Origin of the sequence: Frankia sp. AiPa1 (assembly GCF_023243075.1) — a bacterium.
GTDB lineage: Bacteria > Actinomycetota > Actinomycetes > Frankiales > Frankiaceae > Frankia.
This window is the reverse complement of record NZ_JALKFZ020000004.1, coordinates 181390-206331: the sequence shown is the minus strand read 5'-3', so window position 1 is coordinate 206331 and position 24942 is coordinate 181390. Positions and strand designations below refer to the sequence as shown.

Sequence of the window (24942 nt, the reverse complement as noted above, 5' to 3'; positions counted from 1 at the left end):
GCTCGGCTCGTAGTCTCGCAGGGTGACCCCGCCTAACCCCACGTCCGTGGGCGCCGAGTCGCCCGAGGTCCCCGACGCCGTCCCCGTCGCCGACGATCTCGCGCTGGCACTGAGCCTCGCGGACGCCGCCGACCGGATCACGCTGTCCCGGTTCCAGGCAGTGGATCTACACGTCGAGTCGAAGCCTGACAACACCCCGGTCTCCGACGCGGACACCGCTGTCGAGGCCATGATCCGCGAGCGGCTTGCCGTCGCGCGCCCCGGCGACGCCGTGCTCGGCGAGGAGGAGGGCCTGGTCGGCGGGGATTCCCGCCGGCGCTGGATCCTCGACCCGGTCGACGGCACCAAGAACTTCGTGCGCGGTGTCCCGGTCTGGGGAACCCTGCTCGGCCTCGAGGTGGATGGCGAGATGGTCGTCGGCGTGGCGAGCGCTCCGGCGATGAGCCGACGCTGGTGGGGCGCGCGCGGCACCGGCGCGTTCACCCGGGACGCCACCGGCGACACCCGGGCGCTGCGGGTGTCCTCGGTGAGCAAGCTGGGGGACGCGTTCCTCTCGTTCGCCTCGGTGGAGGGCTGGCGGACCGCGCGGCGCCTCGAGGAGTTCCTCGACCTCGCCGACCAGGTCTGGCGCACCCGCGCCTATGGCGACTTCTGGTCGCACATGATGGTCGCTGAAGGCGCCGTGGACCTCGCCTGCGAACCCGAGGTCTCGCTGTGGGACCTGGCCGCCCTGCAGGTGATCGTCGAGGAGGCCGGGGGCCGGTTCACCGACCTCTCCGGTCGGCGCGGCCCCGGGCATGGCACAGTGCTCACCACCAACGGTCTGCTGCACGACTCGGCCCTGCGCTCGTTCGCCCGTTGAGGCCCCCCGCACGCGTCTGTCCGGTTTCCGCCCCAGCCCCTGCTCCGGAGCCCCACCGCCGGTGATTGGTTTCGCGCACCGCGGGTCGCCAGCCCTCTACCAGCGGGAGAACACCCTGGCCGCGTTTCGGCGCGCCCTTGCCAGCGGGGCCCGCGGGCTGGAATCCGATGTCTGGCTGACCGCCGACGGCGTGCCGGTCCTGCACCATGACGGTGTGCTCGGGCCGCCGGGGCGGCGCCGCCCGATCGGCACGCTGGCGGTCGATCGGCTGCCGTCCTGGCTGCCGACGCTCGCCGCGTTCTACCGCGCGCTCGACGCGAGCTTCGGGCTGTCCTTCGAGCTCAGTCTCGACCTGAAAGGACCGGACGAGGGATTCGCGCCGAAGGCAGACGCGATCGTCGCCGTGGCGCGCGAGGCCGGTGGCAGCGCGGCGGCCTCGCGCCTGTGGCTGTGCGGCCACCTGCCGCAGCTTGCCGCCTACCGGGCGCGCGACCCCGACGTCCAGCTGGTGAACTCCGCGTCGCTCGCGGCCGTGCAGGGTGGTGGTGGGCCCGCGGCCTACGCCGAGAAGCTACGGGCGGCGGGCATCGCCGCGCTGAACCTGCGCAGTCGGGAATGGACCCCGCGCACCGCCGGCATCGCCGAGGTGCTCCATGAGCGGGAGGTGGCCGCGTTCGGCTGGGACGCGCAGCGTACGGCCACGCTGCGCCGGCTGGCCGGCTACGGTCTCGACGCAGTCTACAGTGACCATGTGGACCGCCTGGTCCAGGTGACCGGCCGGCGGCCCGGTGCGTCGGCGCCGGTGAGCGACGCTCCCGGCACGAAAGCCGAGTAGTGGTCGTCGGTGAGAGGCGGGCACCCGAATTGTGCGGGAAGCCGGTCGGGCGAGTGCGGTCAGCAAGGTCACTCAAAGCATGACGCGCAGCGTGACCGACTCCGACGATCTGTCATAAACTTGGCGGTTGTGTTAGCTTCACCGGGTATAGCTGCGCACGAAGGGCACGCGCCTGCACGTCTTCGAAGGCCTGCACGTCTTCGACGGCCTACATGTCTTCGTAGGCCTGGATGTCTTCGTAGGCCTGGATGTCTTCGAAGGCTGGAGTCTTCGAAGGCTTGGGTCGCTTCCAAGGCTGGGTTGGCTTCCCCGGCCAGGATAGGCCCTGCGGCCAGGATAGCCTCCGTGGGACGAACCAGCCGATTGGCCGCCGAGTGCGATTAACGCGCAACCCACTGCCGATGAGGCCTGGACCCGCTGGAGACACTTTCCTGACACGACCCTGACACGATGATGGCGGATGACTCCGCTCAGTCCTCCTCAGCGACTTTCAGCATCTGCTCTGGAAACCCGGTACGTTCTGCCACTCGCTCAACCGAGTAGCCCTGCCTCACCAGGTCACGGGCCTGTTCGAGGGTCCACCCCCGCCCGGGGTCGACCCGGCGAACAACCACTTCACTCGCCTGGCGCCGTTCCTGCGGCCAGCTGAGTCGTGCACGGCGTGCCAAGAGCCGACCTCCGCGATTTGACGACTTTGGTGTTGCGTCACCAAGGATAGGCCATATTGACGGCGGCCTGCCCGTTGAACTCCACGATAGCGGGTGGCGACCGGTTAATGCAGACCAGCTCCGAAGACCGCTCATCACAGGAAGTCCAGCCGGCCCGAACAGGCCCCCGCGCCGAACCTGGAACCGTGCCCGAACCGGCAACCGCACCCCAACCGTCACCGACGTACGAACCGGTGTCCATGCGGGAACAGACACCCGCGGGGGAACGGACGGCCATGCACCAGGTACGAGCCTGTGCCCCTTCGCCCCGGTCGGACCAGTCGGATGTCGAGATGTATCACTCATTCGTCACGTGGCATCATGACCTCCGAACGTCCCCGCACCCGGGTGCGTCGGCCGTCGAGCATCTGATCGCCGGGTATCCCGACCGTCGAAACTCCCGGCCTTCGAGCACTCGCCCCTCGATCATCCCGATCGCCGGGATCCGGACGAGCGCGAGGGTCCCATCCATCAGGCAGCGGCGAGGTCGTGGGCGAGCTGGTCGAGGCTGTCCAGGTAGCGGTCGATGTCGGCGTCGGTGTGCTGCACCGACAACGTCCATTCCTCCTCGCGGCCCGGTGCCATGAGGACGCCACGGTTGGCGTTGTACAGCCAGGCGAGCTCAGGCAGCGCCGCGACCTGGTGGGCCATGAAGGACGTGTAGTCGCGGATAGGCGCGTCGGTGAAGTTCACACAGCCCTTGGAGCTGATGCCGACGGTGTAGCCGGCGATGCCGTGCCGGGCGAGAATCTCGTCGCAGCCGCCGATCAGCCGGTCGTTGAGCCGGTCGAGCCGGTCGTAGGCGTCCGGGGTGAGCACCTCGAACAGACTTGCCCGCGCCGCGGCCATGGTCAGCGGGTTGCCGTTGAACGTGCCGACCTGCTTCACCCGGTCCGACGCCACCACCTCCATGATCTCGACGGTGGCGCCGACCGCGCCGGACGGCAGTCCGCCGCCGAGCGCCTTGGCCAGGGTCACCATGTCCGGACGGACGCCGAACCGCTGGGTGGCACCCCCGGGGGCGACGCACAGGCCCGTCTTCACCTCGTCGAAGATCAGGATGATCCCATGCCGCGCGGTGATCTCGCGGACCGCCTGGAGGTATCCGGGTTCGGGCAGCACGACCCCGAGGTTCATCATCGCCGCCTCCATGATCACACAGGCGGGAAGGTGACCCTGCGCGTCCAGCTCGTCGATGCGGCGCTCCATGGCGAGCGCGTCGTTGAACGGCACCGGCACCGTGAGATCGACGACCGCCTGCGGAATACCCGCGCCGTAGCCGAGGGAGTTCATGTGCTCAGCCGGGCCGATGTCGTCGTACGGCGTGCCGATCGAGACCATCACGTAGTCGTGATGGCCGTGGTAGGAGCCGAAGATCTTGACGATGGTGTCGCGCCCGGTGACCCCACGGGCGATCCGGATGGCGTCCATCGTCGCCTCGGAGCCCGAGTTGACGAAGCGCCACTGCGGGAGGCCGAACCGCCGGGCAAGCTCCTCGCTCACCACGATCGAGTCCTCGGTGGGCATCGCGAAATGGCTGCCGAGCGCGACGCGGTCCCGAACCGCCCGCACGATCGCCGGATGGGCGTGTCCCTGGACCATCGAACCGTAGCCGTTGTGAAAGTCGACGTACTCGGATCCGTCCACGTCCCACACCCGCGAGCCCGCACCGTGCGTGAGATAGATCGGCCACGGGTCGCGTACCTGGTAGGACGACGGCACCCCCGACGTCATCGAGCGCACCGCCCGCTCATGCATCGCCCGCGACCCAGGTGTCCCAGCCCGCAGCCGAGCTTCCTCGAGCTCGGTGAGCTCGGTCGCGCGCGCCCGTAGCGCCTCCCAGCCAAGCCCACGCGCCGCGCCACCGCCACGCGCTGGACCGCCGCCGTGAGCCGTTCGCCCGGTGCCCGACCTGGTCACGATTGTCTCCGCCATCGTCCACGCACCCCCTCGCGAAGCGGGCCCGCCGCTCCGAGAGCCAGCCTGACCACTGAAAGCGTAGACCACATCCCCAAACAGCGAAGGAATCCGTTGGGAAAACCGGATTTTGGGATTGCATCCCCACCAGGTCATCCGTAGCCATACGATGACGGAAGTTTCGGGAACCGAGGAGGATGCTGGTGCGGGCGCGACGGGCCCCTGGCGGGCGGTCCAGCCCGGACGGGCTGGTGGACGACGTCAACCGGGCCATCATCGAACAACTCCAGGCGGATGGCCGACGTTCCTACGCCGCCATGGCGGCGGCCGTCGGCCTGTCCGAGGCAGCGGTGCGCCAGCGGGTCCAGCGCCTGCTGGACGCGGGAGTCATGCGGATCGCGGCGGTCACCGACCCGCTGCGGATGGGGTTCCACCGCGAGGCGATGGTCGGCGTCCGGGTCAGCGGCGACGCACGAGTCGTCGCGGCGCAGATCGCCGAGCTCCCCGAGGTCGGCTACGTGGTGCTCACCGCCGGCGCGTTCGACCTTCTGGTCGAGCTCGTCGCCCAGGACGACGAGCACCTCCTCGAAGTGATCAACAGCAGCATCCGCACGATGGCACAGGTCATCACCGCGGAGACGTTCGTCTACCTGCGCCAGGTGAAACATACCCACGCCGGGGGGACACTGCCCCCGCCCCGCCAGCACCCGAACGGCGACCGAGAACACCATCCCGACGGTGAGTGAGACTCCCGCCTTGCGGGGACGTCGGCACAGTCACGCGGAAGACATCGCAGCCGGGCAACGACAGAGCATCAATAAGAGTCAAACAGACGTAGTGAAAATCCACTGAATCCGACCCAGACATAATGGGGTAAGCATGGCGCTGGTCCAGCATGACCCGCAGGACGGCATTCTGACAACGCGCATCGGCCAGGCCGAGATCACCGTACGGCCCGAGCCGCAGGCCGGCTCGGGCCGTACAGCGGTGATTCTGCTTCGGGTGGACGCCCCGATGCTGGACACGCTCGCCGCCGCCTACCTCGATCCCGACGAGGCCCGCCGCCTCGCCCAGATCCTCGTCCGCGCCGCCGAAGCCGCCCAGCCGGCCTCCCCGTGGCGCACCCCCCGCCCGCACGGCCGCTGAAAGTACCTTCACGCCCGACCACACCGCTTGGCGGCCTGCTTGATCCATCAGCCGGTCACTACGACCGGCCGAGTCAGCCGGCCGCTTCGACGGGGCACCGGGAACGGATGCCAGGCAACCGCCCCATGGGCGGGCACAATCGCCCCCAGAAATGGAAGAAGGCCCGGAAGAAATCCGGGCCTTCTTCTTTCTTGTAGCGGGGGCAGGATTTGAACCTGCGACCTCTGGGTTATGAGCCCAGCGAGCTACCGAGCTGCTCCACCCCGCGTCGGTGTGAGTTCACCATACAGGGTCGGCACCGGTAGGTGTCAAATCGATGGCGGCCCCAGTTCGGATTTTTTCGCAATGATCTCCCCCGCTCGCGGACTCACCCACCCAAGCCCGCTCGCGCCCCGCCCCGCCGGGCACCACGGGGCCGGACCCAGCGGGGCTATCCACCGGCTCTGGGGCTGGCGGACGCGGTGGGGGCCGCACTGGCACCGGCTGCGGATGGAGTCCTTGGCGCGGCGGATGGAGTCCTTGGCGTGGCGGCCGGGGCGGCGGGAACGGCCACGGCGGTGGGAGTGGCGGAGGCGCCCGGCGAGCGGCCGGCGGGCGCCGAGGTGGCCGGCGGGCTGATGAGGGCGCGCAGGCGGCTGAGGGCGGCGGCGAGTTTGGTCTGGGACTGGCCGTAGGCGGTGAAGTCCGGCGGGTTCTCCCGCAGGGCGCTCTGGCCGGACTGATAGGCACTGTCGGCGTCGTTGATGGCGTCCTGCAGGGTCGTCCCGCTTCCTGCCGTGCCGCCGCCCCCGCTCTGCCCCCCTCCCGTGACCGAGGTGGCGCCGGTTCCGGCCCCGGCGGCCGCAGCGCCCGCGCCTGACCCGAAGACCTTCTCCAGGGCTTCACCGAGGGAGGTCCCGAAACCGATGCGTTCGCCGTAGGCGGCGGCGACGCCCTGCAGGGTGGGATAGCCGGTACTACCCCGGGCCTGGACGTAGTACGGCTCGACGTACAGCAGACCATTGGCCACCGGCAGGGTCAGCAGGTTGCCCTCGATGGTCTGCGAACCGGCGCCCCGCCACAGGGTGAGCTTGTTGGCGACATCACCGTTGGACTCGATGGCGTTCTGCACCTGGACGGGGCCGCTGATCGTGTCCCCGGAGGGCAGTTTGAGCAGCGTGAACCGGCCGTAGGTGTCGGGATCGCTGGAGACGGCCATGTAGGCGGCGAGTTTCGACGAGCGGGCCGAGATCAGCGGTGAGGTGAGGTTGTACGACGGCTTGGAGCGCCCGGGCAGCTGGCTGTAGACGTAGAACGGCGGCTGCGGCTGGCCGCTGCCGTCGGGCGAGTCGGAGACCTGCCAGAAGTCCACCTGGGAGTAGAAGTCCTGGGCGACCTGGGCGGGGGTGCGCCCAGGCGTGTCGGAGACGTGGTACTGGCCGATGAGGTCGCGCTGCACCTTGAAGAGGTCCTCGGGGTAGCGCAGGTGCTCCATGAGCGACGGGGAGATGTCCTTCTTCGGCTTCACCGTGTCGGGGAACGCCTTCATCCAGGTGCGCAGCACCGGGTCGGACTCGTCCCAGGCGTAGAGCGTGACGGTGCCGTCGTAGGCGTCCACGGTCGCCTTCACCGAGTTGCGGATGTAGTTGACCTGGTTCGGTGGCTGCTGGGCCCGGTTGCCGCTCTGCGCGGTGACCGAGTCGGCGGTGACATCCCCCAGGGTCCGCCGGGCGGAGTAGGGGTAGCCGTCGGAGGTGGTGTAGCCGTCGAGGATCCAGGTGATCCGCCCGTTGACGACGGCCGGGTACGGATCGCCGTCCAGGGTCAGCCAGGGGGCCACCTTGCTGACCCGGTCGCGCGGGTTGCGCTCGTAGAGGAGGCGCGAGTCCCTGGTGATGTCGCTGGAGAGCAGGAGGTTCTTCTCGCCGAACTTCAGCGCGAACAGTGCCCGGCGGAACGTCGAGCCGATGGAGACCCCGCCGTCGCCGGTGTAGGTCGTCGTCACCTGGGTGTTGCCGGGCCCGGGGCCGTCGATCTCGACCTGCCGGGTGCCCACCACCGAGTAGTTCGGCGACATCTCGCCGAAGTAGACCCGGTCCTGCTTCACTCCGAAGTCGCCCTGCTGCGGCAGGTTACGCTCACCCTGCTCGAAGGCCGGCCGTCCCTCGTCGACGGTGTTCGACGGCGCGGCGACGAAACCCTTGCCATGGGTGTAGGTCAGATGGTCGTTGATCCAGTTGCGCTGCTCGGTACCGAGTCCGGCCTGGTTCAGTTCCCGGACCGACACGACGTAGTCCCGGGTCGTCTGCTTGCCGTTCGCACCCGTGACGGTGTAGCGGTCGACATCGAGGGTCTTGGGGAACGTGTAGTAGCCACGGATCTGCTGCAGCTGCTGAAACGTCCGCGACAGCTTGCTCGGATCGAGCAGCCGGGTGTTCGGGATCGTGCCGGTGTCGGCGGCGACCTGGGCCGCGGTGGCATCGGTGCTGGCGGCGTACGGCTGGGAGCGCACGCTGTTGATGCCGTAGGCGTTCCGGGTCGCGGTGATGTTGCGCTCGATGTACGGCTGCTCGCGGGTGGCCTCGTTCGGCCGCACCTGGAACTGCTGGACGAAGGTCGGGTAGATGCCGCCGATCACCGCCGAGGACAGCACCAGGATGCCGACCCCCAGAAGCGGCAGCGTCCAGCCACGCTGGAAGATGTTGTAGATGAACAGCCCCGCGCAGGCCAGCGAGATGAACATCAGGATGAGCTTCGCCGGCAGCACCGCGTGCACGTCGGTGTAGGACGCGCCGGTGGCCACGCCGCGCGAGGAGAACACCGAGCCGAACCGGTCCAGCCAGTAGGCCCACGCCTTGAGCAGGGACAGCAGCCCGAGCAGCACCGAGATGTGCGCCTTGGCGGCGGGCGTCACCCGTTCCCGGGCTGTCTGCAGGCGGATTCCCCCGAACAGGTAGTGCGTCAGGACTGTCACCAGCAGCGACAGCAGAACCGCCGTCAGCAGAAAACCCAACAGGAATCGCTGGAACGGGTAGGTGAAGGCGTAGTAGCTGATGTCCCGGTGGAACTGCGGGTCGGTCTGCCCGAACTTCTGGCCGTTCACCCACAGCAGCCAGGTGCGCCACCGTCCGGACGCGGACAGTCCGGCGACCAGCCCGAAGACGGCCGCGACCGCGAGCAGGATCAGCTTCATGTACGGCTCGATGGCCGAGCGGTACCGCTCGAGGTTCTGCTGCTCCGTCGACAGTGGACGCAGCGGGGGCCGCAACCGGTACCCCAGTACGATGTTGGTCCCGATGACGACAGCCATCACCGCGCCGAAGAGAACGAACAACAGGATCCGGGTGTAGATCACGGTCGTGAAGACCTTGCTGAAGTTCACCGAGCGGTAGAACAGCAGGTCGGTGTAGAACCGCGTGAAGACCGTGACGAACGCGATCAGTACGGCAAGGACCAGAACCACCGGAACGATCACTCTGGCGCGGGTCAGCACCGGGCGGGGGCTGGTCGAGGCCACAGTTCCTCCGTGCGGTCAAGGCGGTCGTCGTCGGTCCGCGTTCGTCGGTCGGCGCCCGGCCACGCTGTCAGCCGGATCGTGAAGCACCCTGTACCGCAACCTACGCCAGCGGCGGCGGGGAGATCGGAGAGGATGGGTCGGTGAGCAGCCCGAACATCACGGAGTTGACCTCCGTCGTACTGGAGGTCGAGCGGCATGTCGCCGACTCGGGCTGGGACCAGCCCAGCCAGGTCTACGCCCTCGCCGATACCGGCGATCTGCTGGCCCGCGAACCGGCGCTGGCCCCGCACATCGGCGACTCCCCGCCCGGGTCCCTGACGCCGGTTGAGCAGGAGCCGCTGCCGATGGGCCGTCTGGACGAGGTGCTCGCGGGCATCGGGTGGCCGCCGGAGGTGCTCGGCTGCGTCCTGGTGACGGAGCTCGTCGTGCTGCCGCCCAGCGCCGAGGAGGAAGCGCCGTACTCCGACGAGGAGATCGAGTACTGGGCCGCCAACCATCCCGAACGCCAGGACGTCCGGCTCGCCGTCGGCGTCACCCGCGGTGGGCTTCACGCCTCCTGCCTGCGGGTTCGTGGCGACGACGAGCTCGTCGTCGACCCCGACCTCGCCGACAACCTGATCGACGGGCTGCTCGCGACCTTCCAGTAGGCCAGGCGCTCCCAGATGTGGGCTCCCCCGCGCTCCGGTGCCATCACCGGGCGCGGGAGAGCCGAGGCGAGGTGCAGCGGCAGGGAGGATTCCAGGGGGGAGGGTGCCGGGTTGTCAGCAGGACGGGACGTCCGCGGAGGGGTTGGTCCGCAGGGCGTCCACCGATTTCAGGGCGTCGGCGAGCATGTCCACCTTCACCAGGCGGGGTGAGTTCCCGCGGTCCACGGCCCGGGCGTCCGCGCAGTTGTCCGCCGGCACCAGGAAGACCGCCGCCTTGGCCGCCCGCGCTCCGAGAATCTTCTGCTGGATTCCGCCGATCGGGCCCACCTCACCCGTTGCGCTGATGGTCCCGGTACCCGCAATGGTCTTCCCGCCGGTCAGCTCGCCGGGCGTGAGCAGATCCACGATTCCCATGGCGAACATCAGGCCGGCACTCGGGCCGCCGACGTCCGAGAGCCGGATACGCACCGTGACGGGATAGGTGTGCCGCTCGGTGGTGGTAACCCCGATCATGGCGCGTTTCGGATCGTCGGTCGCCGGCCTGGTAGTGATGGTCGTGGTCGCGGCCTTGCCGCCCCGGGCGTAGCCGATCGTCACCGGCGTGCCAGGACGAATCTTGCCGATCTCGGCACGCAGCTGCTGCTGGCTCGTCACGGCGGTGCCGTTCACCAGGGTGAGCACATCTCCGGCCTCGAGCCGATCGGTTGCCGGCGAGCCATCGGGAACGGCGTCGACCGCAACGGCCGTCCCGGTCGACTTGATGTCCAGCTGGGCGAGCGCCGCCGCGGTCGCCTGGTCCTGGGAGTCCAGCATGTCCTCGGTGTTCTGCTGCTGGACCTCCTGGTCGGTGGAGCCACGCGGCCGGATCAGCTCGGCGGGCACGACCGCACGGTCGGAGTCCAGCCAGTCCTGCAGTGCGCTGACCAGGTTGAGCCGAGGCGTCTCCTCGACCGTGGTCAGCTCCAGACGGCCGGACGTCGGATAGGTGCGATGCCCCTCGATGGTGATCAGCCGGGTGCCGTCGACCGCGCCAAGCGTGTCCGTCACCGGCCCGGGTGCAAGAGTGACGAAGGGCACCGGCAGCCAGAGGCCCACGACGAGCAGCACCAACGCCAGTACCGACGTGACCACCAGTGTCTGCGTGCGCCGGGCCATGCCCGCAGTCTATGTACCTGCACCCACACCACTGACCGGGGCCGCCCAGCGCCGGCCGGTGTCCGGATGGCACGACGCCCGCCGCGGGTGCGACGGGCGTCGGCCTGTGTGCTCGGGGCTGCGCGGGCCCTGTGCCCGGAGTTATTCGGATCCGTCGGAACGGGGCCGCGTGCGGCCGAGTCCCTGCGGATCGTCGAGAACGATCGGCCCGGTGGCCGAGCTGGTCAGCAGATAGGTGTCGTCGACGTCGAAATCGACATCGACGGATTCGAGGACGAACGGTTCGATCTCTGCCGGGTCGATGCCGGCCGAGTCGATGTTCGACCGTCCAGCATCAGACCCGTCGACGTCGAAGGGCGTGTCGACGTCGTACCAGCCGTCGACGTCATATATGTCGATGCTGGCGCGCACGTCCGGATCATCATCGCGGTCGTGGTCGTCGAGATCGCCCCGGTACGGACCGACACCAGGAGCGGATCGGTCGCCGGAGGAGGGCTGGAGAGGAATCGGGCGGGCAAGCGCAGCCATGCTGCGTCGATAGCCCGCAATCGTGATCATGGCTTCGGAGGAACGGTCGGGTCGGCTACGCAGGGCAACCCACACGAGCGCCATGAGCAGCGCAACCGGGGGGATCAGCAGGAACCACATGGGAAGCCTCGACGTCGAGACGAACTAGAAGATGACTCATTACCTATCGTAGGTGCCCGCTCAGCAGGCGCCTACCCATTCCACCGCGCCATCGGCAAAAATCTGGTGTTTCCAAATGGGAACGCCCGACTTGATGTCATCGATCAGACGACGACAGGCGGCAAATGCCTCGGCGCGATGTGCCGCGCCCACCGCCACCACGACCGCAAGCTCCCCCACGCGGAGGTGCCCGGTCCGGTGGGTGACGGCGATCGCGCGGGCTCCCTCGTCGACCGCGACGGCCGTCGCTACCCGCTCGATCTCCGCCGCCGCTCGCGGATGCGCCTCGTAGGCAAGGTCCGAGACCGGCCGACCATGATCGTGATTCCTTACCACGCCCACGAACAGCGCGATTCCGCCGACCTCCGGGAGCAGGACGGCCGACACGCACTCGTCGATCGACAACGCAGCGTCACGAACATCAGCGATCATCACCCGCGCGGGGGAGCCTACCGGGAGGCCCCCGCCGTCCGCCGCGCCCCGCGGACCATGCCGCCCGGCCCCGTCCGGCGTCTGCTCGCAGCTCGTCTCGCGGGCCGTCGAGGACACCGGGCTCGCCGCGGTGCGCCGGGGAACGCGCGCGGCGGACCCGATCGGCGCACCCCGGCCGAGATCGGCTCCGGCGGTCGTGACATCGACGCCGCCAGGCTCGACGAACGCGTCGGCGGACACCTCGGGCGGACGCCGCGTCAACGTCTCGGCGGACAGCGACGTCATCGTCTCGGCGGGCATGGACAAACGCGACGGCTCCACGTCCCGACCCTAACCGGGCTGGGCAGCATCCGTTCCGGCCAGCCGGCAGAAAACGCATTACCGTGGGTTCATGCCCGAACCGCGCATGCGACGTACCGCTTCCCGATCAGGCCACGTCCGATGAGTGGCAACCTTCCGTTCGGCTTCACGCCCTCCGGGGGCGGCGGCGAGGAGCCCCGCTTCCCCTTCGGCAGCGGCGCGCCGTTCTTCGCCGAACTGGAGCGACTTCTGTCCTGGCAGGGCGGTCCGGTCAACTGGGAGCTGGCCCGGCAGATCGCCGTCCGCTCGCTCGGCGACGGAGCGTCCGTCGTCCCCGTCGGAGAGCAGCATCAGGTCGCGGAGGCGTTGCGGATCGCCGATGTCTGGCTTGACCCGGTGACGACCCTGCCGTCCGGGGCGACGAGCGCCGCCGGCTGGTCGCGGGTGGAGTGGGTGGAAAAGACCCTGCCGGTGTGGCGCACGCTGTGCGACCCGATCGCCACCAAGGTCGTCGAGGCGATGCGCACGGGTATCTCCAGCGGCCTGAGCCAGCTCGGCGGGGGCGGCGTCGAACTGCCCGAGGAACTGCGCGGCGCGCTGCCCGCGGGCCTCGACCTCGGCGCCCTCATGGGTGCTGGCGGGCCGGTCATGAGCATGATGAACCAGGTCGGCGGCATGCTGTTCGGCGCGCAGGTGGGCCAGGCGATCGGGACGTTGGCCGCCGAGGTCGTCTCCTCCACCGAGGTCGGTCTGCCGCTGGGTCCGGCGGGGACAGCGGCGCTGGTGCCCGCCGGAGTCGCCGCTTTCGGATCGGGGCTGGAGATCCCGCCGGATGAGGTCCGCATCTACCTCGCCCTGCGGGAATCGGCGTCCGCCCGGCTGTTCGCGCACGTGCCGTGGCTGCGGGCGCATGTCCTGGGCGCCGTCGAGGAGTACGCGCGCGGCATCGCGGTCGACACCGAGGCGGTCGGCCGGGTCATGCGGATGGTCGATCCGAGCACCCTGATGAACCCCGAGCGGCTGTCCGAAGTGCTCGGCGAGGACGTGTTCAACGACGCGACCACGCCCGAGCAGCAGGCGGCGCTCGCCCGCCTCGAGCTCGTCCTCGCTCTGGTGGAGGGCTGGGTCGACCATGTCACCGACGCCGCCGCGACCGGTCATCTGCCGGCTGCGGGTCCGCTGCGGGAGATGGTCCGCCGCCGCCGGGCTGAGGGCGGGCCGGGCGAGCAGACCTTCGCGACGCTGGTCGGGCTCTCGCTGCGGCCGCGCAAGCTGCGCGAGGCGGCAGCGCTGTGGGCGGCCCTGAGCGAGGCCCGCGGCCGGGACGGACGTGACGCGGTGTGGGCACATCCGGACCTGTTGCCCACGGCGGACGACCTGGGCTCGCCGGATGGCTTCGTGCATGGTTCGAGTTCCGACGCCTCCTACGACCCGATCGCCGAGATCGAGAAACTACGCGACACACCCCCTGCCGAAGGCGGTCCCGCAACCGGCGGCCCGGCCTCCAGCGGTCCCGGCCCAGACAGCCCCGGCCCTGGCGGTCCCGGTCCCGGTGGTCCCGGCGGTGGTGGTCCCGGCGGTGGTGGCCAGGGCCCCGACAGTCCGTTCGGCAAGTCGGGCGGCACCGGCTGACAGCCATCCCGGCCACCCACGCGCCGATAGTCCTGACCGCGACCGCCTCATCCGCCAGGAATCACGGCGCATGAGGCCGGAGGCCACCTGGGCCGACATCGAAGCTCAATAGGTCCGCTTTATTTGAACATTTACGTAAAGCTGCAGCATTTCCTCAAGAAGGGGCCAGCCTCACCGGGTTCATCCACAGCTCCCGACCGGTCATCCACAGCGGTCGACGGACCCTCGCCGGAAAACGATTCCGCGTGACACGGTGGAGCCCCGGCCCGCGGGCCGGACTCCGATTCGTGTCCGGCGGCCACAGCCGCCGGTGGACCTGCGGGGGATCCATGCACCCGATCCTCAAGCCGGGCCTACGCAGGCTCTGGCACAACGGCTCGACTTTGCAGCTCGGTATCGACCCAGCCCGGGCCGTCGTGGTCACCGGCCTGCAGCCGGCGCACACCGCGCTGCTCGACGCGCTCGACGGCCACCGCACGCTGGAACAGGTGCGTGCCGACAGCGGCCCTGCCGGGCGGGACCTGCTAGATCTGCTCGACGCTGCCGGCATGCTCGCCGACGCGGCGGTCCCGTCGGTTGCGGCCCCTGATCCAGCGGCGTTGGCTCGTCTGGCCGAGGCGCTGGGAGCGCCGGGCCGGACGGGCCTGCCCGGCCCCACCGGCGGTCGCGAACCGTCCGATGGCGCAGGGCTGTCCGATAGTTCAGGGCTGTCCGCCCCGCCAGGTACGGCCGAACAGAAGCGCCTGCTGCCGGACCTCGCCGCGCTGTCGCTGCGGTCGGCCGATCCGGCCCGCCCCTCGGCGGTGCTGCGCGCGCGTCGGGCGGCCCGCGTGGTCGTGCGAGGCGCCGGACGAGTGGGCGCCCAGATCGCCGCCCTGCTCGCGGCCGCCGGCATCGGCCGGATCGTGATCGACGATTCGGGCGTGACGACCGCCGCCGACATCGCGCCCGGTGGCCTGCGGCTGGCGGATGTCGGACGCCCCCGCGCGCTGGCGGTGGGCGGGGCACTGGCTCGCATCGGGCACAACCCCACCGGGCAACTGCCCTCGTCCCCCCGTGGTCCGGCCGGGGGCGGCCACGGCCCGCGGCGGTCGAGTCTGCCCGCCTTCGACGCGGATTTCGTCGTGCTCGCCCCGATCGGACCGCCGACCCTCGCCCCGGGTGCCGCGCTCGAACTCGAACAGCTGGGCCGGGCACATCTGATCGCCGGGGTACAGGAGACGAGCGGGATCGTCGGGCCGCTGGTCGTTCCCGGCCTGACCGCCTGCCTGCACTGCCAGCACCTGCACCGCCATACCCGTGACCCGGCCTGGCCGCTGCTGGCGATGCAGCTCGTGCGGCCGCACGCCGCTGGCGACGATCCCTGCGAGATCACGCTCGCGAGTCTGGTCGCCGCACTCGCCGCGATGCAGTCGCTGGACTACCTGGACGCAGCGATGCTCATCCGCCAGTCTGGCGGGGTCAACTCTCGACAGGTGACGGCAACCACCAACGCTGAGACAAACGCCACATTTTACGGCGCCGGCCCGCTCCTGCCCGCGACGGCGAACGGGACACTCGAGTTCGCCGCGCCCGGCTGGCGGGTCCGGCGGCGCAGCTGGCCCGTGCATCCGAACTGCCCCTGTCGCACAGCACGCTCGGCTGCCAGAGCAGCCACAGGAGCGACCGGCGCGGCGGGGCTGGATGCTCCCGATGCCGCCGGGGGCGGGGATCGGCGGGGCCGCCCAGTCCGCCGGAGCACGCCGACCGGATCCGGGTGAGCGGCCCGGCCGATCCTGCGTGCGACTCCCGCGGCGGGACAGGAGAAGGCACGATGGAGCTGTGTCCGAGATCCCACGGCGGGCCGTCGTCCGCACCGCGAAACTGGCCTCCCTCCCACTGGGGATCGCCGGCCGGGCCACGATCGGCGTCGGCCGGCGTCTGGGCGGCCGTCCCGCCGAGGTCGTCGCCACCGAACTGCAGCAGCGCACCGCGGCGCAGATCTTCCGCGTGCTCGGCGAGCTCAAAGGCGGAGCGATGAAGCTCGGCCAGGCGATGTCCGTCTTCGAGGCCGCGCTCCCCGACGAGGTGGCCGCGCCCTACCGGGCAGCGCTGACCAAACTGCAGGAGGCCGCGCCGCCGTTGCCCACCGCGGTGATGCACCGGGTGCTCACCGAGGAGCTTGGCGCCGACTGGCGGTCGCTGTTCGCCGAGTTCGACGACACACCGGTGGCCGCGGCGAGCATCGGTCAGGTGCACCGCGCCGTCTGGGCCGACGGCCGGCGGGTCGCCGTCAAGGTGCAGTACCCGGGTGCCGGCCCCGCCCTGCTCGCTGACCTCAACCAGCTCGGCCGGGCCGCCCGGCTGTTCGGCTCGATCATCCCCGGGCTCGACATCAAACCGCTCGTCGAGGAGCTGAAGTCGCGGGTCGCCGAGGAACTCGACTACCGGCTTGAAGCCACTTGGCAGGCAGCCTTCGCCACCGCCTACGCGGACGACCCGGACATCGCCGTCCCCCGCCCCCTGGCCGGCGCCGACCGCGTGATCGTCAGCGAGTGGATCGAAGGTACGCCGCTGTCCACGATCATCAGAGCGGGCACCGCCGAACAACGGGACCGGGCCGGACTCCTTCTGGTCCGATTCCTCTATTCCTGCCCCGCCCGCGCCGGACTGCTGCATGCCGACCCGCATCCGGGCAACTTCCGGCTGTTGCCGGATGGGCGCCTGGGCGTCCTCGACTTCGGCGCCGTCAACCGCCTGCCAGGGGGCCTGCCCGAGCCAATCGGCCGGCTCGCCCGCCAGACCCTGGCCGGCGACGCGCAGGCCGTGGCCGACGGTCTGCGCACGGAGGGGTTCATCCCACCGTCCACCGAGGTCGAGGCCGAGGACCTGCTCGACTACCTGGCTCCCATGCTGGCGCCGATCACCGACGAGACGTTCACCTTCTCCCGCGGCTGGCTGCGCTCGGAGGCCACCCGTCTGAGCGACTGGCGTTCCGCCGCCGCCCAGCTCGGCCGCCAGCTGAACCTCCCTCCGTCGTATCTGCTGATTCACCGGGTCACCCTCGGCGCCATCGGCGTCCTGTGCCAGCTCGGCAGCACCGGCCCTTTCCGGGCCGAGATGGAGGCCTGGCAGCCCGGTTTCGCCGCACCCGGTTCACCCGCCGCCAAGGCCGCCGCGCGGGCCAACCGGGCGGACCGTCCGCTGCCCGTCCTGCGGGTGGAGGAGGAAGCCGGCGTCATCCGTCCGCTCACTGGCCCGGTCGTCCTGGCCGAGGAGCGCCCCCGCCGCGGTCGGCGTCGCTCGAAGGCGGCCTCCGTAGCCGCCAGAGTCCCCGCAGTCCCCGCAGTCCCCGCGGACACCGCGGACACCGCCGCTCCTGCCAGGCCTGCCCGCGCCCGGGCCCGCGGCACGACGACCCGGGCCATGCGGGCCGCCGGCCCAAAGCCCGCCACTGCTGGACCCACCACAGCCGCACCCGCGGCCGAGGAGGACAGCGCCAGGTCCGCGCGCGAGAACACGATTCCGGAGCAGACCCACACCGCCACGGCTCCCGGTGAGCCGGCCCCGGCCGGTGCCGCCCCGACCGAACCGGTCAGCGCCGAGGACTGACGTACCCGGGCCGGGGGAAGCCTGGCCTGGGTACGGCCGCGCACCAGCTACCTGACGCGGCGGTCCACCACGATCGCCGTGTCGGTCACATCGCCGTGCCGGTCACATCGCCGTGTCGGTCACATCGCCGTGTCGGTGAGCGCACCGAGGTAGACGAAGCCATAGCCCTCGTCACGGAACCGCACGCCAGCGTCGCGCAGTGCGTCACCCCAGTCGCCGCGGCAACCAGGGTCTGCCGCCTCCGAACCGTGGTCGGCCGTCAGCAGGAACGCGGTGTTCGCCAGCAGATCCCGATCTGCGAGCAGGCCGAGGAAGGCGCCGAGCCGCGCATCCGCGTCCCGCAGCGCGGCGCGGGACTCGGACGAGTACGGGCCACCACCGTGGTGACCGGTGTCGGTGACAGTGGTGTTCCACCACATGACATCGGGTGGGGTGACGTCCGGGGCCCACAGCTGCAGAACCTGCGTAAGGCCGAGCGCGTCGACCCGGCTGGACCACGCGTAGTCGGGATCCTTCGACGCCCATTCCGCCGTGGTGTGCGGGTCGCCCTCGAGCGGCGGCAGGTGGTCACCCATGTCACCGGCACCGCCGACGATGCCGGCCGCGCGGACCAGGCCGAAGGTCGAATAGTGCGCGCCCCGGTCGACCGGCTCGTTCACACAGGCGGTCACCGCGTGCGGGCGCTGCCGGGCCACGGCCTCGAAGAGGGTCTCGACGCCGTCGCGGAGCTGGTCACACGCGGTGTGCCAGGTCCTCACATCGTTGACGATCACCTGCCGGCCGATGGCGCGGTCGAAGTAGACGTTGTGCAGGATGCCGTGCCGACCGGGGCCGACGCCGGTGAGCGCCGAGGTGTGATTGGTGAGTGTCACGCTGGGGAATTCCGCGATGGCTCCGCCGCTCAGCGCGGTGCCGTTCGCCAGCAGCCGGGCGACGTTCGGCAGGGCGCCGGAGCGGGCGAGATCCAGAAGATCGTTACAGTTCGCCCCGTCCCACAGCAGGCCCACGACGTGGCGCGCACCGGACGTGACCAGGTCAGTCAGCGGGGTGCCCTCGACGCCCGGCATGGTGACACCGGCCAGGGCGGCGAGTGTCGGTGCGATGTCGACAACCCGGGCCACCGCGTCGCGCGGGCCGCGGGCGTGCACACCGGCTCCGGAAAGCACCAGCGGGGCCCGGGACTGGGCGGCGTCCAGCGAACCGTGCTCCCCGAGATGACCGCCACGCTCCGGCCAGTAGTGGCCGGGAGTGTGGATGACGATCAGATCCGGGGAGCGCGTGGCATCGCCGAAGGCGGACAGCAGTCGACGCGCGGCGAACGGATAGGCGTTGCGCTCGTTCGGCGGCGAAGGATCGGCGAGTGCCCGCGCGAGCGGCACCCCGTGCATCGGGTCCTGCGAGCCAAGCGGATGGCGCCCGGATCGCAGCTCCCAGGGCCCGTCCGCGGCGGTCGTGGCGATGCGGGCCGATCCGGCCGCGTTCGCGACGTGCAGCCACTGCGCATCCCGCCAGGCGACCAGATCGACGATGGTGACCAGCTCTGGTGCGGTGAGCGCGGCAACCGCGCGAGACAGGTCGTCGGAGCCGTCCACCAGGCCGCCGGACGCCGGCGAGCCCGGCGAAGGAGCGCCCGATGCCGCCGAGCCAGGTCCGCGCGCGGGCGCCGGAACGGCGGCGGGCAGGGGGGCAGCCGCGGGGAACGGCTGCATCACCACGGGTTGCGGCGGTTCGGGGGACGGAGTGGCTCCGGTCGACAGCGGATAGACGCGATCGCGGCTGGGCACGGGAAAACACTATCCGGCCACCGGGAGCACAGGAAGAAATCCACGGCCAACGCCAGCGGGCGGAACACCGACCATGCGGTGTCCCGCCCACGAAGTGGACCTCAGGCCGCGACCTCCTCGGGGCGGATCTTCCGTGGACGGCCGCGGGGACGCTTACGCGGAACGACGACGCCGGTCACGACCAGCTCACCGCCCCACACCCCCCACGGCTCGGCACGGTCGAGGGCGGCCGTCAGGCAGGCGACCCGGACCGGGCAGGCCCGGCAGACGGCTTTGGCGGTCTCCACGTCCGCCGGGGATTCCGCGAAGAACATCTCCGGATCGACGTCCCAGCAGGGCAGAACGAGCCGATCCTGCTCGATCCGGGCGACGATCGAGTGATCGAACACCGGGGTGTCACCTCCGACACGGTTGGGCTTCGAGCGGATGGAAGGAAGCGAAACGACAAAGAGCCGCGATCCCCATGGGGATCGCGGCTCTCGCGTCGGCTCCGGAGCGGTTAGCCCGGGAGCGGATCGAGGACGGATCCAGACATGAGGTGACGATGCGTGGACGGCAGGCCGTAGGCATCCGCGGGTGCCGAAGCAACGGCAGCGAGCAACGCTGCGGCATACGACTTCGCGGCAGACAGCTGACCTGTGGACGGCCGGACGATGGGCAGCGCGACCCGCATCGGCTGGCCGGCGAGCTCCGGCGACCATTGCGCAGCGACGCCACGCGCGGTCATGCCAGACATGCCGGTATTCCGAAAGCGGACAGACGGCGCGACGGTACCGCCGACAACCGCGGATTTCGCATCCACACGGGCCTCGGCAAAGGCGGCCAAAACGGTGACGCAGACGGCCGGACTGGTAGCACCGGAGGCCGCTGGGAGACCCCGGAGACCGACGACCTCGCGGCCCACTCCGTCCATCAGAGCGTTCACCACTGCGAGATCACCTCGATTCTCCGGAGGGCCGGTGGCGCATGGCATCCACTCGGCGTCTGTAGGGCGTCGTGGGTAACGGTAGAAGGCCTTCGCGAGAACCTCAACGTATTTTCTCTGTCGCGTGCCGGACACAGGATGTCACGGCACGGCGCGCGTAGAGCCCGGCCCCGGAATCAGGGGGATGGCGGGGTGCGGCCGGCGACCAGGGCCAGCACGGCCGCTCCGTAGCGGTCGAGCTTGGCCTGGCCGATCCCGGGGATGCGCACCAGCTCGGCGACCGAGCCGGGCCGGCATTCGGCGATCGCGCGCATCGTCGCGTCGGTAATGATCACGAAGACCGGCAGGCGAGCGTCCTTCGCCGCGGCAGCACGCCAGGTACGCAGGCGTTCATACAGTTCGGCGTCGACGTCGGCGGGACAGTCCGCGCACCGTCCGGCCCGCGCCGGCGCGCCGGTGAGCGCCTGGCCACACACCCGGCAGCGCACCGCGGAACGCCCCCGGCCAGGACCACGCCCTGCCCGGTCCGCCTCTTGCGCGCCGTCAGCACCCGCACCGTCAGTGCCCGCACCGTCGGCGCCGTGATGGTGGTTTCCACGGCCACCAACGGACCCGCCGCTCCCCCGTACACCGCCTCGGCCGTCGGAACCGATGCCAGACCCGGGACCAGAGCCGGGCCTGGAACCGGACGGACGGCCGCCCCGGCGAGGCGGCCGTAGATCCTCGAGGAAGCGGGACGGCCGTCGTACCCGGGCGCCCTCGGTGCGGGCCAGCGACCACGACAGGACCAGGTGGGTGCGGGCCCGAGTGACCCCGACATACAGCAGGCGGCGCTCCTCTTCGACCTGCTCGGCGGTGCGAGCGTGGACCAGCGGCAGAGTGCCCTCAGTCAGGCCGACGAGGAAGACGGCATCCCATTCCAGGCCTTTCGCCGCGTGCAGGGTGGACAGGGTCACCCCTTCGACCGTGGGCAGATGCTCATGGGTGGCCCGGTCGGCCAGTTCGTCGACGAACTCCTCGAGGCCGGCCTCAGGGACCCGCGCGGCGAGATCCTCCGCGAGGCGGTGCAGGGCGGCGAGGTTCTCCCACCGCTCTCGTTCGGCGCCGGGGCCGGCCGCGGGGGTGTGGGGATACCACTGCAGAGCCCCGAGGACGTCCGCGACGGTGTCGGCGAGCCCGGCGGGCCGGTCGGTGTCGGCGGAACGCACGGCGGCCCGCAACAGCCGCATCGCCGTGACGACCTCGGGACGGGCGAAGAACTTCTCCCCACCGCGCAGCAGATAGGCGATACCGGCGCCGCCGATGGCCGTCTCATACGCCTCGGACTGGGCGTTCGTCCGGTACAGCACGGCGATACGGCTGGCCGGCGTGCCGCGGGCGAGCAGAGCGCGGATGCGTCCAGTGACGGCGCTCGCCTCGTCCGCCTCGGTGTCGCACTCGAGCCAGACCGGTGCGGGGCCGGCCGGGGGGACGGCGATGAGCTCGGCCCGCGGCCCGGCCGTCACCAGCCGGTTGGCGAGTCCCACGATCTGGGGGGTCGAACGGTAGTCGCGCACCAGCCGGACGAGGGTCGCCTGTGGATAGCGGCGCGGGAACTCGAGCAGATATCGCGGGGAGGCCCCGGCGAACGAGTAGATCGTCTGATGTGGGTCACCAACGACGCACAGGCTGTCACGGTCCCCGAGCCAGGCGTCAAGCACCCGCTGCTGCAGCAGGTTGACGTCCTGGTACTCATCGACGACGAAATGCCGATAGCGCGAGCGGATCTCACCGGCCACCCAGCCGTGCTCCTCGATCACGGCCGCGGTCAGCAGCAGCAGATCCTCCATGTCCAGGACGCCGGCCTCCCGCTTGACCTCCTCGTAGGCGCCGTAGAGACGCCCGACGGTCTGCGCCGTCATGGTGGTCTCGCGGCCCGCCGCCGGGGCCAGGCGCGCATAGTCCTCGGGGGTGACCAGCGTGACCTTCGCCCATTCGACCTCGGCGGTCAGGTCCCGCAGTTCCGGCCGGTCGGGTCGCAGTCCCAGCCGTCCGGCCGCCCGAGCCATATTCGGGATCTTGCTGGACTCCAGCCGGGGCAGCGGTCCGCCGGCCACCGTCGGCCAGAAGTACTGCAGCTGGCGCAGCGCCGCCGAATGGAACGTCCGCGCCTGCACGCCGGGCACGCCCATCGCCCGCAGCCGGCCGCGCAGCTCACCGGCCGCCCGGGTGGTGAAGCTCACCGCGAGGATCTGATCGGGCGCAACCGCGCGATCCACGACCATGTGCGCGATTCTGTGGGTGATCGTGCGTGTCTTGCCCGTACCGGCTCCGGCAAGGATGCAGACTGGGCCAATCGGTGCATCCGCGGCGGCCCGCTGCTCCGGGTCCAGCATCGCCAGCAGATCCGGGCCTTCGTCGGCGGGCGACAGGACGATCGCCGAGGCGGGTGCGACCGGGGACGGGCCTGCCGCGGGCGAAGCGCCGGCAGCGGGCGCGGGCGTCGGGGCGGTGGGTACGGACATCCCTCGACACGGTAGTACCGGTATGGCGCGGGAAGGGATGGCGCCGCCACACTGTTGCAGCGACCGCCAGCGTCCCGGTGACTTGGAGGCCATTCGTGCTCACGATCTACACGACTTCCTGGTGCGGCTACTGCGTTCGGCTGAAGAGCCAACTCGACCGCGCCGGCGTGGAGTACACGACCATCGATATCGAGAACGACCCGACAGCAGAGCAACTTGTCCGCGATGCGAACAACGGGAACGCGACCGTACCGACTGTGCTCTTTCCCGATGGCACCGTGATGACGAACCCGAGCCTCCGCCAGGTCACCGAGAAGGTCACTTCTGCCGCATAACGGATACGTAGAGCAACGACATCCCGGGAGTTCTTACCTTCCCACCGCACACGCGGCCGGCTCGTGGGACGGTGTCCGTCACTGCCCGTGAAGTTTGTGGGAGAGTTCGGCCTGTGTCGTCAGTACCTTCAGAACAGGCGTGGAGCACCATCGATGCCGCGCTGCGGGCCGTTCACGCCCTGGACCGGATGGAGGCAGCCTGTTTCGTCGTGGTTTCTACGACGACTGTGGGCTATCTCCGGGTGGCGGGATCCTTCGCCGGTCTGGACGTGGGAACCAACTATCCCCGTGCGGAGAGCATCATCGCCCGCATGCTCGACGGTGCGCCGGCGGCGGCGTCCAGCGTCGATCCGGGGCATCCGGTCGCCGACACCGCGGAGCATCGCCTGCTGGAGGTGCGCAGTTATCTCGCGACGCCGGTGCTGCATACAGATGGCCAACTGCTCGGCGTTCTCGTCAGCCTGGACCACGGCGAGGTACCCGTGACCGCAGAGAATCGTGCCCTGATCCGCGGGATTGCCGACGGGCTGGCCGCATCTGGTCAGGTGCCGAGCCCCCCCCAGGGCGCACCATCCCCACAGGGCTCGACGCCCCCGCCCGCCGACTCGCCAAACGGGCCACCACCGGGTGCACCTGCGGGCGGCGCGTCGCCGCCCGGTGAATCCCCGGCGCAGCCGCCCTCGCCACCGACCCCGCTCGAGGCGGGAGCACCAGCGGCACCGCCGGAGCCGCCACCGGCACCGACGTCGGGTGCGCCCCGGACAGCGCCACCGGATGCGACATCCGCGGAGGTCACCGTGCCGGAGGCGACGCGGACGGTGCAGGCGACGCCGCACGGTAGTGGGGAGGTGGTTCGGACGGGTGGCCAGTCGGGGGTGGGGGCCCCCACGCGGGTGTCCCAGGCGGCGGGCGACCCGTCCACGGCAGGCGTGCCCACGGAACCGGCACGGGGCGGACCCGCGAACGGGTCCGAGGTGTCGGCGCCGGCCGGTTCTCCCCCGGCCGGACGGGTGCCAGCGGGTGCCGCGGGTCGGGGATCGGCCACGTCGCGCCCCACGCCCCCACGACCTGGGCGGACCCCGACGCCACAGACGGTCGCGCGGGCGGTGCGTCCCGGGCCACCACGACCGGGACAGCCAGCCGTTCCGAGTGGGGGTACCGCGGGACCCGGCGGGCCCTCGTCCGGCGCGAACCGAGGGTCGAACGCCGCGGCGGCTGCCGCGATCACGGCGGCTGCCCGCCAGCCCGGCGCGGACATGCGGCTGCGGCGAACCTCCGCCGGGTGGGTGGTCGAAGGACCGGGTCCCGAGGTCCGGCCGGTCGGCGATCTGCTGTCCGCGATGGTGCTCGCCGATCTGCTCGCCGACGATCTCGCGCCGCCGGGACGGCCGCGACGCGCCGAACGCGACCTCAGCGAGATCGAGCAGCTACGGCTGTCGGTCGTCCAGCTCGAACACGCGCTGGCCTCCCGGGTTGTCGTCGAGCAGGCGATCGGGGTTCTGGCCGAGCGCAACCAGATCCGTCCACGAGAGGCGTTCGAGCGGCTGCGGCGCACCGCCCGCGGCATGGGTCGTCGGGTGCATGACCTGGCCCGGCAGGTCGTCGACTCGGTCGGCGACCCGCGCGTGGCCCTGCCCGGTGAACTCGGCGGGCGAGGTGGCACGGGTGGCGGTGGCGGGGTGGTCGGTACGCCGGGTGGCGCCCCGTCAGGCAGCCCGCGCGGTGCAGGCGGTGCAGGCGGTGCGTCCGCCGGGCCGGGGAGCGGACTGTCCTCGGGGCCGGCCGGCGCGCCATCGGCGGGCCCGGGCGGCGCAGCCCCCAGCGGTCCACCCGGGCCGGCTTCGGGGCCCGGCGGTGGCGCGCCCCGACCCGCACCGCCCCGGTCCACGTCCAGCCGTCACTGACGGCGACGGACGAACCCGGATCAAGGCGTCCAGTCTGGACGGGCCGGCGCGGGTGGGCGGCCCGTCCAGACTGGAGGGACCCG

General features: G+C 70.8%; 19 protein-coding genes and 1 tRNA gene. 10 read left to right on the top strand and 10 right to left on the bottom strand.

Annotated features, from left to right (window positions below; translation table 11 throughout):
• The first annotated feature begins 22 nt into the window (after window positions 1-22).
• Window positions 23-862, top strand: a complete 840-nt coding sequence (hisN, locus tag MXD95_RS03940) for a histidinol-phosphatase (protein ID WP_374121953.1) — start codon at window positions 23-25, stop codon at window positions 860-862.
• A gap of 61 nt (window positions 863-923) precedes the next feature.
• Window positions 924-1697 (top strand): glycerophosphodiester phosphodiesterase, encoded by a 774-nt coding sequence (locus MXD95_RS03935; protein WP_250639125.1) that lies wholly within the window; start codon window positions 924-926, stop codon window positions 1695-1697.
• 1178 nt (window positions 1698-2875) lie between these two features.
• Here the strand turns inward: MXD95_RS03935 and MXD95_RS03930 are convergent.
• Window positions 2876-4339, bottom strand: coding sequence for an aspartate aminotransferase family protein (locus MXD95_RS03930; protein ID WP_250639124.1), 1464 nt, complete (start codon window positions 4337-4339; stop codon window positions 2876-2878).
• Between the two features lie 185 nt (window positions 4340-4524).
• Here MXD95_RS03930 and MXD95_RS03925 point away from each other — a divergent pair, with 185 nt between their 5' ends.
• Together MXD95_RS03925 and MXD95_RS03920 are read left to right on the top strand one after the other, a co-directional pair.
• Entirely contained in the window at window positions 4525-5067 is a 543-nt protein-coding gene (locus MXD95_RS03925; RefSeq protein ID WP_250639123.1) for an Lrp/AsnC family transcriptional regulator, read from the top strand.
• A 133-nt stretch (window positions 5068-5200) separates the two neighbouring features.
• On the top strand, window positions 5201-5467 hold the full coding sequence (locus MXD95_RS03920) for a hypothetical protein (protein ID WP_250639122.1): 267 nt from the start codon (window positions 5201-5203) through the stop codon (window positions 5465-5467).
• A gap of 194 nt (window positions 5468-5661) precedes the next feature.
• Here MXD95_RS03920 and MXD95_RS03915 read toward each other — a convergent pair.
• Window positions 5662-5735 (bottom strand) — tRNA-Met (locus tag MXD95_RS03915).
• 162 nt (window positions 5736-5897) lie between these two features.
• The gene (locus tag MXD95_RS03910) at window positions 5898-8963 is read right to left on the bottom strand and encodes a UPF0182 family membrane protein (protein ID WP_250639121.1); all 3066 of its coding nucleotides are present in this window, start codon (window positions 8961-8963) and stop codon (window positions 5898-5900) included.
• 140 nt (window positions 8964-9103) lie between these two features.
• Here MXD95_RS03910 and MXD95_RS03905 point away from each other — a divergent pair, with 140 nt between their 5' ends.
• Window positions 9104-9610, top strand: a complete 507-nt coding sequence (locus tag MXD95_RS03905) for a PPA1309 family protein (RefSeq protein WP_250639120.1) — start codon at window positions 9104-9106, stop codon at window positions 9608-9610.
• Window positions 9611-9724: 114 nt separating this feature from the next.
• Here the strand turns inward: MXD95_RS03905 and MXD95_RS03900 are convergent, their stop codons facing one another.
• From MXD95_RS03900 to MXD95_RS29530, 3 genes are all read right to left on the bottom strand, one after another.
• Window positions 9725-10765, bottom strand: coding sequence for a YlbL family protein (locus MXD95_RS03900; protein ID WP_250639119.1), 1041 nt, complete (start codon window positions 10763-10765; stop codon window positions 9725-9727).
• 141 nt (window positions 10766-10906) lie between these two features.
• Window positions 10907-11413 (bottom strand): hypothetical protein, encoded by a 507-nt coding sequence (locus MXD95_RS03895; protein WP_250639118.1) that lies wholly within the window; start codon window positions 11411-11413, stop codon window positions 10907-10909.
• A gap of 60 nt (window positions 11414-11473) precedes the next feature.
• Window positions 11474-12205: a molybdenum cofactor biosynthesis protein MoaE gene (locus MXD95_RS29530; protein ID WP_480024054.1), complete on the bottom strand. Its 732-nt coding sequence runs from the start codon at window positions 12203-12205 to the stop codon at window positions 11474-11476.
• A 120-nt stretch (window positions 12206-12325) separates the two neighbouring features.
• On the opposite strand from MXD95_RS29530, the gene MXD95_RS03885 reads away from it, so the two are divergent.
• The 3 genes from MXD95_RS03885 (at window position 12326) to MXD95_RS03875 (ending at window position 17407) form a co-directional block, all read left to right on the top strand.
• On the top strand, window positions 12326-13816 hold the full coding sequence (locus tag MXD95_RS03885) for a zinc-dependent metalloprotease (protein ID WP_250639117.1): 1491 nt from the start codon (window positions 12326-12328) through the stop codon (window positions 13814-13816).
• 329 nt (window positions 13817-14145) lie between these two features.
• Entirely contained in the window at window positions 14146-15576 is a 1431-nt protein-coding gene (locus MXD95_RS03880) for a ThiF family adenylyltransferase (protein WP_250639116.1), read from the top strand.
• 61 nt (window positions 15577-15637) lie between these two features.
• On the top strand, window positions 15638-17407 hold the full coding sequence (locus MXD95_RS03875) for an ABC1 kinase family protein (protein ID WP_250639115.1): 1770 nt from the start codon (window positions 15638-15640) through the stop codon (window positions 17405-17407).
• A gap of 119 nt (window positions 17408-17526) precedes the next feature.
• Here the strand turns inward: MXD95_RS03875 and MXD95_RS03870 are convergent, their stop codons facing one another.
• The 4 genes from MXD95_RS03870 to MXD95_RS03855 form a co-directional block, all read right to left on the bottom strand.
• Window positions 17527-19191, bottom strand: a complete 1665-nt coding sequence (locus MXD95_RS03870) for an alkaline phosphatase family protein (RefSeq protein ID WP_250639114.1) — start codon at window positions 19189-19191, stop codon at window positions 17527-17529.
• Between the two features lie 101 nt (window positions 19192-19292).
• The gene (locus tag MXD95_RS03865) at window positions 19293-19580 is read right to left on the bottom strand and encodes a WhiB family transcriptional regulator (protein ID WP_250639113.1); all 288 of its coding nucleotides are present in this window, start codon (window positions 19578-19580) and stop codon (window positions 19293-19295) included.
• A 110-nt stretch (window positions 19581-19690) separates the two neighbouring features.
• On the bottom strand, window positions 19691-20119 hold the full coding sequence (locus MXD95_RS03860; RefSeq protein WP_250639112.1) for a hypothetical protein: 429 nt from the start codon (window positions 20117-20119) through the stop codon (window positions 19691-19693).
• Between the two features lie 173 nt (window positions 20120-20292).
• Window positions 20293-22620, bottom strand: coding sequence for an ATP-dependent DNA helicase UvrD2 (locus MXD95_RS03855; protein ID WP_250639111.1), 2328 nt, complete (start codon window positions 22618-22620; stop codon window positions 20293-20295).
• Window positions 22621-22715: 95 nt separating this feature from the next.
• Here MXD95_RS03855 and MXD95_RS28810 point away from each other — a divergent pair, with 95 nt between their 5' ends.
• Both MXD95_RS28810 and MXD95_RS03845 read left to right on the top strand, forming a co-directional pair.
• A complete protein-coding gene (locus MXD95_RS28810) occupies window positions 22716-22955 on the top strand; it encodes a mycoredoxin (RefSeq protein ID WP_250639110.1) in 240 nt (79 codons plus the stop codon).
• A gap of 113 nt (window positions 22956-23068) precedes the next feature.
• Window positions 23069-24859 carry an ANTAR domain-containing protein gene (locus tag MXD95_RS03845; protein WP_250639109.1) on the top strand — a complete coding sequence of 597 codons (1791 nt, stop codon included), beginning with the start codon at window positions 23069-23071 and terminating at the stop codon, window positions 24857-24859.
• Window positions 24860-24942 lie beyond the last annotated feature (83 nt).

Coding starts and splice junctions, on each gene's coding strand:
- MXD95_RS03930 (WP_250639124.1), bottom strand. CDS start 4,339: ATGGCGGAGACAATCGTGACCAGGTCGGGCACCGGGCGAACGGCTCAC.
- MXD95_RS03920 (WP_250639122.1), top strand. CDS start 5,201: ATGGCGCTGGTCCAGCATGACCCGCAGGACGGCATTCTGACAACGCGC.
- MXD95_RS03900 (WP_250639119.1), bottom strand. CDS start 10,765: ATGGCCCGGCGCACGCAGACACTGGTGGTCACGTCGGTACTGGCGTTG.
- MXD95_RS03895 (WP_250639118.1), bottom strand. CDS start 11,413: ATGTGGTTCCTGCTGATCCCCCCGGTTGCGCTGCTCATGGCGCTCGTG.
- MXD95_RS03885 (WP_250639117.1), top strand. CDS start 12,326: ATGAGTGGCAACCTTCCGTTCGGCTTCACGCCCTCCGGGGGCGGCGGC.
- MXD95_RS03880 (WP_250639116.1), top strand. CDS start 14,146: ATGCACCCGATCCTCAAGCCGGGCCTACGCAGGCTCTGGCACAACGGC.
- MXD95_RS03855 (WP_250639111.1), bottom strand. CDS start 22,620: ATGTCCGTACCCACCGCCCCGACGCCCGCGCCCGCTGCCGGCGCTTCG.